General features: G+C 60.9%; 11 protein-coding genes and 1 pseudogene. 3 read left to right on the top strand and 9 right to left on the bottom strand.

Features of this window, described 5'->3' with window-relative positions:
• Window positions 1-26: 26 nt before the first annotated feature.
• A complete protein-coding gene (locus F757_RS0118845; protein WP_027212746.1) occupies window positions 27-617 on the bottom strand; it encodes a flavodoxin family protein in 591 nt (196 codons plus the stop codon).
• A 116-nt stretch (window positions 618-733) separates the two neighbouring features.
• Here F757_RS0118845 and F757_RS0118840 point away from each other — a divergent pair, with 116 nt between their 5' ends.
• Complete coding sequence (locus F757_RS0118840) at window positions 734-1,639, top strand: LysR family transcriptional regulator (RefSeq protein WP_027212745.1); 906 nt, start codon at window positions 734-736, stop codon at window positions 1,637-1,639.
• Window positions 1,640-1,689: 50 nt separating this feature from the next.
• On the opposite strand, the gene F757_RS0118835 is transcribed toward F757_RS0118840, so the two are convergent.
• A complete protein-coding gene (locus F757_RS0118835; protein WP_084530968.1) occupies window positions 1,690-4,146 on the bottom strand; it encodes a two-partner secretion domain-containing protein in 2,457 nt (818 codons plus the stop codon).
• 371 nt (window positions 4,147-4,517) lie between these two features.
• Window positions 4,518-5,402 (bottom strand): LysR family transcriptional regulator, encoded by an 885-nt coding sequence (locus tag F757_RS0118830; RefSeq protein WP_027212743.1) that lies wholly within the window; start codon window positions 5,400-5,402, stop codon window positions 4,518-4,520.
• 120 nt (window positions 5,403-5,522) lie between these two features.
• Here F757_RS0118830 and argC point away from each other — a divergent pair, with 120 nt between their 5' ends.
• A complete protein-coding gene (gene argC / locus F757_RS0118825) occupies window positions 5,523-6,452 on the top strand; it encodes an N-acetyl-gamma-glutamyl-phosphate reductase (RefSeq protein ID WP_027212742.1) in 930 nt (309 codons plus the stop codon).
• A 128-nt stretch (window positions 6,453-6,580) separates the two neighbouring features.
• Here the strand turns inward: argC and F757_RS33850 are convergent, their stop codons facing one another.
• From F757_RS33850 to F757_RS0118795, 6 genes are all read right to left on the bottom strand, one after another.
• A complete protein-coding gene (locus F757_RS33850) occupies window positions 6,581-7,363 on the bottom strand; it encodes a hypothetical protein (protein ID WP_035467135.1) in 783 nt (260 codons plus the stop codon).
• Window positions 7,364-7,532: 169 nt separating this feature from the next.
• Complete coding sequence (locus tag F757_RS0118815; protein ID WP_027212741.1) at window positions 7,533-8,351, bottom strand: OBAP family protein; 819 nt, start codon at window positions 8,349-8,351, stop codon at window positions 7,533-7,535.
• 137 nt (window positions 8,352-8,488) lie between these two features.
• On the bottom strand, window positions 8,489-9,961 hold the full coding sequence (locus tag F757_RS33845; protein ID WP_232221429.1) for an MFS transporter: 1,473 nt from the start codon (window positions 9,959-9,961) through the stop codon (window positions 8,489-8,491).
• A gap of 433 nt (window positions 9,962-10,394) precedes the next feature.
• A complete protein-coding gene (locus F757_RS0118805) occupies window positions 10,395-11,030 on the bottom strand; it encodes a glutathione S-transferase family protein (RefSeq protein ID WP_027212740.1) in 636 nt (211 codons plus the stop codon).
• A 52-nt stretch (window positions 11,031-11,082) separates the two neighbouring features.
• Window positions 11,083-11,532, bottom strand: coding sequence for an SRPBCC family protein (locus tag F757_RS0118800; RefSeq protein WP_027212739.1), 450 nt, complete (start codon window positions 11,530-11,532; stop codon window positions 11,083-11,085).
• Complete coding sequence (locus tag F757_RS0118795) at window positions 11,533-11,865, bottom strand: ArsR/SmtB family transcription factor (RefSeq protein WP_027212738.1); 333 nt, start codon at window positions 11,863-11,865, stop codon at window positions 11,533-11,535. It abuts the gene before it with no gap.
• A 28-nt stretch (window positions 11,866-11,893) separates the two neighbouring features.
• Between F757_RS0118795 and F757_RS37070 the strand changes: the two are divergent.
• A pseudogene (locus tag F757_RS37070) lies at window positions 11,894-12,307 on the top strand (LysR substrate-binding domain-containing protein); the annotation flags it as partial.
• Window positions 12,308-12,563 lie beyond the last annotated feature (256 nt).

Below are 12,563 nucleotides of genomic sequence, written 5' to 3'. Positions count from 1 at the left end.
GCCTCCCTTCCTCATGCAACAAAGTTTCAGTTGCTTTGATGTCTGCCGGCCCGCAACTGCCCGGCGATCATCGCGACGCGGGCACCATAGCGGCGGGCCGTCTCGAGATCTCCCGGCGACATCTCTTCAGGCGTCGCATCGGCAGGTGTCTGCGCCATCGGCGCGATGTACGAGCCCATGCGATTCAGGTCGTCGCGCATTGACGCCTTGACGTTTGCCGGCTTGATATCCATGCCGACCCAGATGCCGCCATGCTGACCAGCCAGCAGGAAAAAGTATTCGAGCGTATTGAGCTTGTCGCCGTTCAGACTCGCACTATTGGTAAAGCCGCCAAAGACCTTGTTTTGCCACCGGCCTTCGAACCAGGGCTTCGAGGAACCGTCAGCAAACTTCTTGAACTGCCAGCTGGGGCCGCCCATGTAGGTCGGCGAGCCAAACAGGATGGCATCCGCGCCGGCAAGCGTTTCCCACGCATCCTCGGCAATGTTGCCCTCGTTATCGATCGTGACGAGCACTGCGCCCGCGCCTTCGGCAATAGCTCTGGCCATACGCTCGGTATGCCCATAGCCAGAGTGGTAGACGGCGACAGTTTTAACCGGAGAGGTGTGCTGATTCATGGTTATTCCCTTTCGTTCAGGTTGTCCTGCGGATGACATGGGAAGCTAGTCTACTGAGTCCCAATTGAGCTATAAATAACGACAAAGATAACGTTCTGTTACTTCCTGAGTGAACAATGCAAAACCTTGACGCGCTTCTGATCTTTGCCCGTGTCGCCGAAATGACGAGCTTCACGCGTGCGGCGGAAAGCCTTGGCATCCAGAAGGGACGTGTCTCTATGGTGATCCGTGAGCTCGAGCGGGATGTGGGAGCCACTCTCCTGCATCGGACTACGCGAAGTGTGCAACTTACTGAAGATGGACGCGCCTTTTATTCCCGGGCTCGCGATCTGCTGGCCGACGTGCAGGAATTGCAGTCGATGTTCTCGGGCAATGGCACACCGCTACGGGGAAGATTGCGTGTCGACATGCCCACCGAATTGGCGCGAAGCGTCGTGGTTCCCGCACTGCCGGAACTCATGGCAGCGCATCCAGATTTGCAACTGGAGCTTTCCAGCACCGATAGGCGCGTCGATCTCGTGCAGGAAGGGTTTGATTGCGTGATCCGTCTGGGTCCGATTGCCGACGAGAGCCTGATTGCCCGACCGCTGGGCAAGCTGCGCATGACCAACGCGGCGAGCCCGAGCTATCTGGCACGGCACGGCATACCGCATACGCTCGATGATCTGCGCAGCCAGGGACACAGGATGGTGCATTACACGCTGACACTCGGCGCGAAGCATGCCGGATGGGAGTACCCAGACGGCAACGGCTACGCGTCGCTTGCGTTGCCAGGCGCGATGCAGGTCAACAGTGTGCAGACCTATCATGCAGCCGGGCTTGCGGGCATAGGGCTGATACAGGCGGGATATCTGGCGCTCGCGCATCACATTGAAAGCGGCGCGCTAGTGGAGGTTCTGCCCGACTTACGTCCCGAGCCTCTCGCCGCGTCGCTCGTGGTGGCGCATCGACGTAATCTGTCGCCACGCGTGCGGACCTTCATGGACTGGATCGAAGGGGTATTGGCGCCTTATTTTGATTAGCCGGTCGGGGCGGCGGCTCCACGGCGCCCGCCCCGAGTTCACCACAGCGCCTATTGCGCCAACTGCCAACGCAGGACCGGGTGAGTCGCGCCCGCCGGCATGGCCCACGCCCCAGTCGCACTGAAGTCCCAGAATGCGTCAAAGCTGGCCGGGCTACTCATCTGCGCGCTTGTCAGGCCGTTCGCCGCGGGCAGTTGCGTGCCAGCCCCCGTACTTGCCAGCCGCGTCGTTGTTTCTTTGTCCCAGTAGACGTTGGGGGCAATCGTTCCCCCGTCGTTGTACCCCACGATTGCGCCATACGTGCCGTAGGTCGGACCTTGATATGAGGGCCCTCGGACCGCGCCTGACGCGAACGACTGTTCGATCACACCGCCATTCGAGTAAGCCAATCCACCTGCGGAAAAAAGGCCGAAGGTCTCTCCGCTTGCGTACGACTGTGACACCGTTCCCCCGTTGTGGCCCACCAGACCGCCACCCTGGCCGTGAACGTTCGGGCTTACTATTCCATTCATATAGGACTGACTAACGGTGCCGAAATTGGCGCCGACAAGCCCGCCAAGCAAGCCGCCATTGCTGAGCGCCGCAGTGCTCGACGATCGTTCGATCAGACCGTCGTTGCGCCCCACCAGACCTCCAACCTCCGCCCCCTCGAAAGAGCCAGCGCTGCGAACGCCACTGCTGTAAGCGTAAGTAATCAAGCCCTCGTTTTGCCCGGCGAGAATCCCGAACGGGATTCCAGCCGGGTAATAGACGTTAGTCGCTATGTCGGCGTTCGTCATGCCGACATTGCGAACGACCCCTGCGGGACCAATCACGCCAAACAGGCCGGCCGCAGGCGAACCCGAACTCTGGTCACGTTGACTGAACCTGTCGATGACATGGCCCATGCCATCCAGTTGCCCGGTGAAAGGCGCGGTCGCGCTGCCGATCGAAACGAAGGCGATGGCAGTACTCGTCGCGCTCGCGTCGATATTCTTGCCGAGCGCATAGACGCCTGCGAGATTGTTTGCGATGTTCTGCAGGTCCGCGACCGAATTGACGAGTTGATAGCCGGTTATCTGCTGCACAAGTCCGCTGTAGCGCGGTGTGCTCCAGGCGGGGTTGCTCACCAGACGGCCGGGACTGTGACTACCGTTCATATCGTAGAGTGCGCTGACGATTCCCGTACTTTTCGACCAGTCGATGCTACCGTTGTTGATGACGCTGCCGCCGTTGTCTATTGCGGATGCGTCGGCGCGCAAGGTCAGACTGCCCGTGCCGTTGTTCGCAACGGTGGTGCCCGTGGTCAGCAAGACGTTGCGATAGGCGGCGAGCGTGAGCGAAGCCGGGCCGCTCCAGCTAAGGCTCGACGCAACGCTGAGGTCGCCTGTCGCGCCGTTCGCGTTCGTGGCCGTGGTCATGACATCGACTGATGTACCTGCGTTCAGGCTGCGCTGCAACGCGCGAGCCGCGGCATCATCTATCGTGAAAGTGTCGCTCGACAGATTCCATTGGCCAGCGAGAACGGCCGCGTGCTTGCCGAACGTTGGTTGCGCCGCTTGAGTATCGACCGTCCCACCGCTGCCGCCAGCGTTGCTCGCGGCGATCGTGCCGTACTGCGCGACACGCCCATCATCGGCGACGAGCCACACGTGACCTTGCCGATTCGCGGTGCCCGTCGCGCGGACGCGCGTGCCGCCACCGGCAAGCGCGTAGACGTTGCCATCTGCGGCCTGCAGGCTGATCTGTGCGGCCTCGATCCGCCCCCGGTTGACGACCGTGCCCTGACTGCCACTCTGTACGAAGACCTGCCTGCTACTGCTCAGGTCCTGCAACAGGACCTTTTCGCCGGCTGCCAGTTCCACTGTGCCGTTGGGCGCTGCCACGGCGCCCGCGTTAATGACCGTGCGTCGGGCAATCAGGAACACATCGCCGCCACTGGAGCCGATCTTGCCGAGGTTGATCACGCTTGCGTCAGAGTCGCCCGAGAGAGTAAGCGCGTCAGCGCCGTGCATGAACGCGCAGTTGCAGACATCGAGCGTGGACGCGACGAAACGGCCGCCCGTGCCGATCACGCCCGAAGGCCCGACGACGATGCCTTGCGGATTGATCACATACAGGCTGCCCGTTGCAGTGAGCTTGCCGAAGATCGCGGATGGCACACCGCCCGTCACCCGGTTCAGCGTCGCGCCGGAGCCGTTGTTGAAGGTGACGGTGTTGTTCCTGCCGATTGAAAAACTGTTCCAGTCGATCACGCCGCGTGTCGAACCCGGTTGCGTAATGACGAGGCCGTTGCCCTGGCCTGCTATCGCGCCCGTGCCGGCCACATAGGTGCCGCCTTGCGGAAGTGGTCCCGCTGCGAGCGTCGCATGCCCGAAGCACAGGCCCGTTAGCGAAATGCCAGTGGCAACCCAGAGCGTTCGGTTCGGCTGTCGACGATGCAGTGCGCGTCGCGCGGACCGGGTTGATTCCGGAAGTCTCACATCTCCCCCTTCGCGCAATCGCAGAATGGCTGGCACGACCCGCATAACCGACCGGCAAGGCGTTGGTCACAGCGTCTGAAGAATAGCCATTGAAGTCGCGAACGCATGCCGAGACTTCTGCGTTTTCCGCCTTCGTGCCGGGAAGTTGAGACTAGTTGTCGTGCGGGGACTTGCGGGATGCGGCTCGAGCGGCGACCGGATGGTCTGTGGTCGCGTCAATGCCCTACCGAAAAGGCATTACTGCCGGCACTTTGAGCTCAACGGCTGATGCGCCTTCCCGGACGTCCGTTCTGGACCAATGCGAAATGCGATTCAATGGGTCGATCAATGGCGAGTCGTCAATAGCGCCATTCATGCGGCCGTTCCATCTTCTCCGCCGACAACCATTAGCCACTGCAGAGCACGCTGTCCAAAAACTATCTAAATCGCAAATCCCGCAACACTTCAAGCACGTGTTGCGTGGCACGCTCAACGTACCCAGCGCGATGAGCAATGCCGAGCTGACGCCACAGCGCCGGGCGCAGCGGTCGCATGACTATGCGCTTGTCGGTTGGCGGCGCAGTTGCCTCATGAGGTAGCAGCGCGGCGCCATAGCCTGCCGCCACAAGGCTCTTGATCGCGTCGTTGTAGTTCAGCTGTATGCGAGGCGCGGGATGCTGCCCTGCGGTGCTGAACCACTCCGTTGTCAGACGTGAAAGACGCGTGCTGGCGTCATTGAGAATGAGAGGCTGGGCGGCGAGCCATTCAGGGGTAACGCGCGCCGGGCACTGCCAATGCGCCGGCACAAAGGCCATCACCGGGTCGCGCCTCCAAGGCGTTATTACGAGTCCGGCTACGGGAGGCTGAGGCAAGGCCACCAGCCCAACGTCTAGCGTCCCAGCTGCCAGCCGGGACAACGTTTCGGACGAGGTGAGGACTGCAACCTGTACGTCGATAGCGGGGTGGTGCTGGCGCAACACTTCTAGCGCCTGAGGCAACAGGTGGGCGATTGCGCCGGTCGAAGCGCCGATTCTGGCGCGCCCTTCAAGCCCCTGTACCTGGCGTTGGACATCGTCAAGCGCCTGCTCAGCATCCGCAAGCAGTCGCCGCGCGCGCTCCACCAGCACCTCTCCTATCGCCGAGGGCTTTATCTGCCCGCGCTTTCGCGAAAGGAGCGGCGCCCCGATGCGCGCTTCGAGTTCGGCGATATGCAGGCTGACTGTCGGAGGCGCCAGATTCAGTGCACGCGCTGCCTCTGCAAACGACCCACGCTCGGTGATCGCGATAAGGGTGCGCAAGCGGTCCAGGCTGATCTCTCGCATGTCGGCGTCCTCATTCAGAAAACCTGAATCTCAAGGTCATGAAATTCAACTTCTCCTATTGTATCCATTGCGGGATCATGTGGTTCGCTTGGCCTTATAACCACTCGGAGTATCCCGTTCATGACCGCTCCAATTGTTTTCATCGATGGCGACCAGGGCACCACAGGGCTGCAAATCCGTGAACGTCTGCACGGCCGGACCGACATAACGCTGCTCTCGCTTACCGCCGATGACCGAAAAGATGCGCGACGTCGCGCGCAAGCCATCAACGCCTGCGACATCGCCATTCTCTGTCTGCCCGACGCCGCCGCACGCGAGGCCGTGGCAGCCATCGTTAATCCTGCGGTCAGGGTCATCGACGCCAGCTCGGCGCACCGTATACAGCCTGGCTGGACATACGGCTTTCCCGAAATGACGCCAGAACAACCAGAGCGGATCGCGATTGCCCAGCGCGTCACCAATCCTGGCTGCTATCCCACGGGGGCAATCGGCTTGCTGCGTCCCCTTTCGCAGGCTGGGCTCATACCAGGAAGCTACCCCATCAGCATTCACGCGACGTCCGGCTACTCCGGACGCGGACGCGCCGGGCTGGAAGAGTATGAAGGGCCCGAAGCCGCTAACGCGCCTTCATACAAAGTCTATGGATTGCAACTCGCGCACAAGCACACGCCGGAAATCCAGAGTTACGCCCAACTCGCGCACCGACCCATCTTCGTTCCTGCCATAGGGGCGTTTCGCCAGGGCATTGTGGTGACGGTGCCGCTGGATTTGCGGCTGCTCGCACCGGGTGTGAACGGCGCAACCTTGCATGCTTGCCTGGCACGTCACTATGCTCAATGCACGCACGTACGCGTCTTGCCACAACGCGAATCGAGTACCTTGAGTTACCTGGATCCCGAGGTGCTGAACGGTACGAACGACATGCACCTCAACGTTTTTCATAACGAGGAAAACGGTCAGGTTCTCCTGTCCGCTGTTTTCGACAACCTTGGCAAGGGCGCATCCAGCGCTGCGGTTCAGAATCTGGAGTTGATGCTGGCGCGGCTATGAGGTTCGGCAGCACCTCCTGGCCAACGATAGTGCCAGGCTGGGCCTTCATCGAATCTGGGGTAGTGGCCGGCACTGCCTCATTCGTGTGTGAAGAAGTGACGCTGCACAAGCAGCGTCACTCAGCAGCGTCATTCAGCAGCGGCGACCGGTGCTCGTAGCCGGCTGGCCGCGACGCGCTTCGTGCACCACTGCACAAGCATGGCGAGCAACGCCGCTTCGGCAAAAGCACAGATGGGTCGTTGATGGGGTAGCGCGAAGGTCAGCAGGAGGCAGAATGCGGCGAATGAGAAGCGTCCCAGCACCATGCCCCGGAGTAGCGAAATCACAAATGCCGGACCGTGAGCGCGATGCGACGAAACGGAAAGGATGATCCCGAGCAGCGGGAAGACCGCGAGCAACCCGCTCCACGTCGGGCCGGCCCGGCTCGATATGGACGTGACAGCGAAAGTCAGCAGAGCCCCGGCAATCATCCTGCCAGGCAAATCGAGTCTCGACAGCGGCGCACCGGCCGCAACGGCCGATGTTCTCGGCAAGAACGACTGTCCAACGGTCACAGCCGTGACTGCGGCGATCAAGGCCCAGAGGGGCGATGTCGGCATGAGCGAGAGGCCGCATGCAGACAGGAACCAGACGGTTATGCCTGCAAGTAGCGCGAGTGGCCACGTCAGCGACCTGCATGTCCAGGCGTAAGCGAAATTGAACGCTTCGGACGCGAGGATCGCGGCCAGCGATAAGGTCGCCGCGCGGGCTCCGAACGCGGCGCCGTGCGAAAGCGTCAAGAGGTACAAAATAGGCCCGGCTACCACGGGCAGTCCCGCCAGCCATCCAGCGATCGATGGTCCCCACCACCTGCCGGACATCGAGACGACGAGCACGAAAAGCGGAACCAGAGTTAGCTTCAGCGCGAGCATGGTAGGCCGGGATTCTTAAAACCGGATTTTACCGTGCGAGCGATAAATGACGACTGCGGTTATAAAACACTTCGATACGGAAACAGCTCCAGCGCGGCCGCCAGACACAGCCACCCTTCGTCGGTCCAGACATACGTGACACCCGAGATCAACACCTGACTGGGCCATGTCATTTCGAGAATTCGGACCCCCTCCCGTTTTTCAACGGAAGTTTGCTCAAGACTAGTTGTGGCGCTTGTCCCGACTGCCACGCATCGGCTCCAGGCTGAATGGGTCGGGCTGACTTCGCAAGGTCTTCCCGGTTTTTACGCTCTTTCGCGGTCGATATGTTGAGTTCCTTATCGCGGCTCTGGATCATTTCCGCGCTGAGCTGACCGTCTTGGGTAAATCCCATCATCAGCTGCGGGATCCCAATAGGCAGCGCCGAATCCCTGTCGATCTGCCATGTGTGCCAAGTCTTCCCGTATGTGTTGACCAGCAAAGCGATGGCCGTGTGTTCGACTGGCATTGGAATGCCAGGCATTACAAGTTCACCAGACGTGGTTTCGTGGCGGTGGCTGTGCCAAAGCGGCTTTTCCTCGTCAGGCAAGGTCTTGAATAGCTTCTCGGAAACGATGTATTCAATACCGATGAGCCGGGAGTCCGACTTGTTGCCGTCGTAAATAACGCACTGGAAAAAATCTTCGTTAATGTGGTGGCAGTAATGATGGGCCTCGACCTGCCTTCCCATGTCGTCCGCATAGAAGTGGAACCCGTTCAGGTACATATTGATCGCGTCAATAGGGGCGCGGTTTTGCAATACGTCAGCGCCCATCCCCAGCATCTTGCTCTTCTCTGATTTGCCGCTGCCCGGAATCGCCCCGCGGGGTTCAGTCGGTTGCTGCGCAAACGCCTGGCCGGCGCCGCACGAACACGTGGCAAAGGCCACTGCAGAGCCCAGAAGGCCCATGAAACCGCGCCGGTTACGATTAGAAAGAGGCAGTGCCATATCCATCTCCGCTTGAATGCCTGAAATTCTGGCGCATGCTCACCGTCGTCTTACGCTAGCAGCGACGCCGACATTGCGTTCAGAAGCGAGTGTCTGATTGCCTTGCCCTCAGCAATCGCGATGCCGCACTGCGGATTTCAGGTCTGTCGCTGGGAGATTGGGCCGGTTTTGCTGCCATCGTGCCGCTCGCTAGCATCATGGAATCGGACGGCTTCTCCGGGAGACCGATCCACACTTGTTCCACTAGCTCCACCAAGCAGCGCTCGCGCTGTCGCAAGGCTAAAGAGCGTCAAAAGAAATGCCAGCATCACCGCCAGATGCAACCCATGCACGAGGTCGTTCGACTCCGGCCGGACCAGTAAGCCGAACACACCGACCCCCAACACACCGCCGATCTGACGCGCACTATTCAGTACGCCGGAGCCGATGCCGACATAAGACGGCGCGACATTCGTCAGGACCGCCGTGTTGATCGACGGGACCGCGAGCGCAACGCCAATGCCGACCGCCAGGAGCGGCAACGCCGTCACAAGGGGGCTGCCGTCGGCACGCACGGACAGCAGTGAGACATAGCCAAGCGCGGCTAGCACTTGTCCGTAGAGCATCGGCACGCGGTAGCCGAAACGCGCGGCGAGCCTGCCGGATACAACGTTGGCGACCGCGACAACCGCCGTCATCGGCAGAAACGCAAGTCCGGTCTCGAGCGGCGTGTCGTGACGCACGCTCTGAAAGAACACACTCATCGCGAACATGAGTCCGTAGTATCCAAAGTTCAGCGACAACCCGGTTAACGCACTCACGGTGACGGCGGCGTTGCGAAACAACGTGAGCGGCAAAAGAGGTTGATCCTGCCATGCCTCGACCGCGATGAACAACCCACCCATCACTGCCGACAGTGCGAGCGCTGACAGCACGGTGGAACTCGTCCAACCGAGACGCCCGCTTTCGACCACGGCGTACGTTAGCGCGGCAAGCGTGACCACGGCGAGCATCTGGCCGGCCAGATCAATGCGGCGGCCGCAATTGAACACGGTCTCCGGCGCATGGGCAAGCGTAAGCCAGATGCCCGCGACGCCGACCGGCACATTGATCAGGAAGATTGACGGCCACCCGAAGCGGTCCACCAGCAGGCCGCCCACCAGCGGCCCCGCGCCTAACGCGAGCGCCGCCGTGCCGGCCCAAATACTGACGGCTTTCGCACGCGCCTCGGCGTCCGGAAACGCGGCGCCGAGTAGTGCCAGTGACGACGGCACGCATAGCGCCGCGCCCGCGCCCTGGACGAGGCGCGATACGATCAGCAGCGTCGCGTTAGCCGACAAGGCGCACGCGATGGATGCGCAGGTAAATACCGCTAAGCCGCCGACGAAGACGCGCCGCGCGCCCGAACGATCGGCGAGTGCGCCCGCTGTGAGCAGCAGACTGGCAAAAGCCAACGTATAGGCATTAACGACCCATTCGAGTGTCGTCGAGTCCATCGCGAGGCTGGCGCGTATCCGGGCGAGCGCGACGTTCACGACCGTCACGTCGAGACAGACGACGAAAAAGCCAAGGCTCGTCGCGACTAGCGCAAGCCTTGGCGACAGGTGCAGCGGGCGAAACTGTGGGCTCATGAAGTCCTCGCATGAATGGCGCGGTGCGAACCGGCTGGTCCGCGCGTCGTCATGCCGAGCACTGTATTAATGAACCGCAGCTTGATAAACGCAGTATCAGTGCCGACAGAACCCAGTAATATTTGGCAATGGATCTTCCCGAGGCGTTGACCGTGTTCGTCGGCGTAGTTAAATCCGGTAGCCCGACGGCAACTGCCGCAGCGTGCCAAGCCTCGCCGGCAATCAACGACAATCACCATGCCGTTTAGTGACTAGTTGCAAATGGACCTTTTGCGACCATCTGAATGTTAGATGCCGGTCCAACCCGAGACTGGCATGTGCACTGGCCAGGTGCTTGGCGTCTACTGCGAAGCGCCGGGAAGCAAGCCGCCCAGCGCCGCTGCCGGGCGCTCGTGGGGCAAACGGGGTACTTCGTGGGGCAAAGCCGGTACTTTCAGACAAGGGCCGCTTCAGTGGAGCGCGAAGGAAACGGATTGCGCCACGCTTCGAGTTCGTTCAGCTGCTCATGCCAGCGCGCAACATTCGGAAACTCGTCGAGCGGCATCGCCGCACGCGAGGCATAGGGCAGCGTGACGGCGACCGAGAAATCCGCGATGCTCATCTGATCGCCGAGCAGCCATGTCCGGTCTGTGAGGTGCCGGTCCAGCACCGCTGCGTGTTTGCCAAACCATCGCTGCGCTTCAGCAATGTTCGCGCTGTCCGGCGCGCCGAGACCTATGGCTGGTTTGATAAGGTGCTCGAAGTAAAGAGTTCCGCCGTGTCGATAGAAATGCTGGCTATTCCAACTGAGCCAGCGCAGCACGTCGGTCTGCCGTTCAGGCTCTTTGGGCCATAACGGCGATTGCGCACGTTGCGCGAGGTGGCAAATGATCGCGTCGGCCTCCCAGATACTTGCTTGTCCGTCCACCAGACATGGAACCTTGCCGTTCGGGTTGACGGTCAAGTATGCCGGCTTCAGATGCTCGCCCTTGCTGAGGTCGAGATAGGTATATTCGATTTGTATGCCTAAATAACGGGCGACCGCGCAAGCCTTCCGTGGGGCCAGCGTCTCTGAATAATAGAGCTGCATACGATGTCTCCGGTATATGTTCACCTTGTTCGATACTGCGCTTTTGAGCGCCTCAAACGTTCTTGCCGCCGAGGTCCTCGATCAATGCGCCCAGCTTTTCGAACGCACCTTTCCAGCCGGCATCATGACTGTCGCGTGTCGCTTCGTCGAATAGCTGCGAGTGCGTGAAGTTCATTTCAGTGCCTTCGTCGACCGGGCGAAACGTAATGGTCACGAGCGAGCGGCGCTCGGGCAGCGTGACCCATTGCCACGTGAACACGAGCTTGCGGTCTGCGTCTACTTCCTGATATTCGCCGCGGCACTCATGGGTTTCGCCGTCGAGCGTCTGGAACACCACGCGGAACCGGCCGCCTACTCGCGCGTCGGCCTCCGCGCTGAGTACCGGCCCCGCGTCGGGTCCCCACCAGCGCGCCATCAACTCCGGCCGCGTCCATGCGGCATAGACCTTTTGGGGCGGTGCCTTGAGGCGCCGCACGATCGTGAGACTCGGCGTGTGCATCATCTACTCTTCTCCTTCGACAAAGTCAGCAAGCCGGTCGAGGTTCGCGGACCAGAATCGCTCATAGCGTCTGAGCCACGCCATGGCCTCTTCCATCGGCCCGGCCACCAGTTGCACCGACACGGTTCGGCCATGCTTGGCGCGCGTAATCAGGCCAGCCTCGCTGAGCACATCCAGATGCTTCATGACGGCCGGCAGCTTGAGCGGCAATGGGCGTGCGATTTCCGTGACGGAAAGTTTCGGCTCCCGCTCCAGACGCGCAAGAATGGCACGCCGCGTAGGATCAGTCAGCGCGGAAAACGTACGATCTAGTTGACTTACAGGACACTTCACCATGTGGTGAACTATAGAGCTTTGACGCACGGTGTCAAGGTGTTTGTGGCATCGCTTGTCAGCGGTCGAAAGAAGCGGCGAATCTCGCGTGCGGGTGGCCAACGGCATCCTGTCCACAAGCGCTCGACCTTTGCATGTGCGAGGCGGTAACGTTCGAATCGCTTGTCCAATACGCGAATCGCCGGGTCGGGGGTACGCATACTTGGTTGCCAGGTGGTCATCTCGCGTCCTTTCTGTTCGTAATCGCCAGCAGCACGACGGTCACGAGAGAACTGGTCCGCAGTTCAGGGCCGTGTATCTGCGCGTTTCATTGCACATCCGCGAAGGACAGAGCAGCTCTCTTCAGGAATGGGTGCTGGACCGACGGGTCGACATGGCCGTTGTGTACAACCAGCCTCCGCTCGATGCGTTCCACGTCCGTCCTCTGTGTAGTGAGCCGATGATCCTGATCGCTCCACCGAATACGAAGATGCCCAGAGGGGGTTTTCAGATCCGCGACCTGGCGATCGCAAGACCCTGGCTGATTGACAGCGACCAGCCGAGCCAGATGTCGTCATCAAGACGATGTTCAACGTCACGAAGCATGCGTCACTCCCCAATCGCGGCTAGCCAGGCGAGGAAGTCCACGCCCGACCAGACCGTCCAAACCCGACGCATCACCGAAGCGTGACCGATCTGACAAAACGGTGATCTGCAAGCCC

Origin of the sequence: Burkholderia sp. WSM2232 (assembly GCF_000472545.1) — a bacterium.
Taxonomy (GTDB): domain Bacteria; phylum Pseudomonadota; class Gammaproteobacteria; order Burkholderiales; family Burkholderiaceae; genus Paraburkholderia.
Note: the sequence above shows the minus strand (reverse complement) of the source record. Positions and strands in the feature narration are given on the sequence as shown.

Coding starts and splice junctions, on each gene's coding strand:
- F757_RS0118805 (WP_027212740.1), bottom strand. CDS start 11,030: ATGCAGCTCTATTATTCAGAGACGCTGGCCCCACGGAAGGCTTGCGCG.
- argC (WP_027212742.1), top strand. CDS start 5,523: ATGACCGCTCCAATTGTTTTCATCGATGGCGACCAGGGCACCACAGGG.
- F757_RS0118830 (WP_027212743.1), bottom strand. CDS start 5,402: ATGCGAGAGATCAGCCTGGACCGCTTGCGCACCCTTATCGCGATCACC.
- F757_RS0118795 (WP_027212738.1), bottom strand. CDS start 11,865: ATGGTGAAGTGTCCTGTAAGTCAACTAGATCGTACGTTTTCCGCGCTG.
- F757_RS33845 (WP_232221429.1), bottom strand. CDS start 9,961: ATGAGCCCACAGTTTCGCCCGCTGCACCTGTCGCCAAGGCTTGCGCTA.
- F757_RS0118800 (WP_027212739.1), bottom strand. CDS start 11,532: ATGATGCACACGCCGAGTCTCACGATCGTGCGGCGCCTCAAGGCACCG.
- F757_RS0118815 (WP_027212741.1), bottom strand. CDS start 8,351: ATGGCACTGCCTCTTTCTAATCGTAACCGGCGCGGTTTCATGGGCCTT.
- F757_RS0118840 (WP_027212745.1), top strand. CDS start 734: ATGCAAAACCTTGACGCGCTTCTGATCTTTGCCCGTGTCGCCGAAATG.
- F757_RS0118845 (WP_027212746.1), bottom strand. CDS start 617: ATGAATCAGCACACCTCTCCGGTTAAAACTGTCGCCGTCTACCACTCT.
- F757_RS33850 (WP_035467135.1), bottom strand. CDS start 7,363: ATGCTCGCGCTGAAGCTAACTCTGGTTCCGCTTTTCGTGCTCGTCGTC.
- F757_RS0118835 (WP_084530968.1), bottom strand. CDS start 4,146: ATGCGGGTCGTGCCAGCCATTCTGCGATTGCGCGAAGGGGGAGATGTG.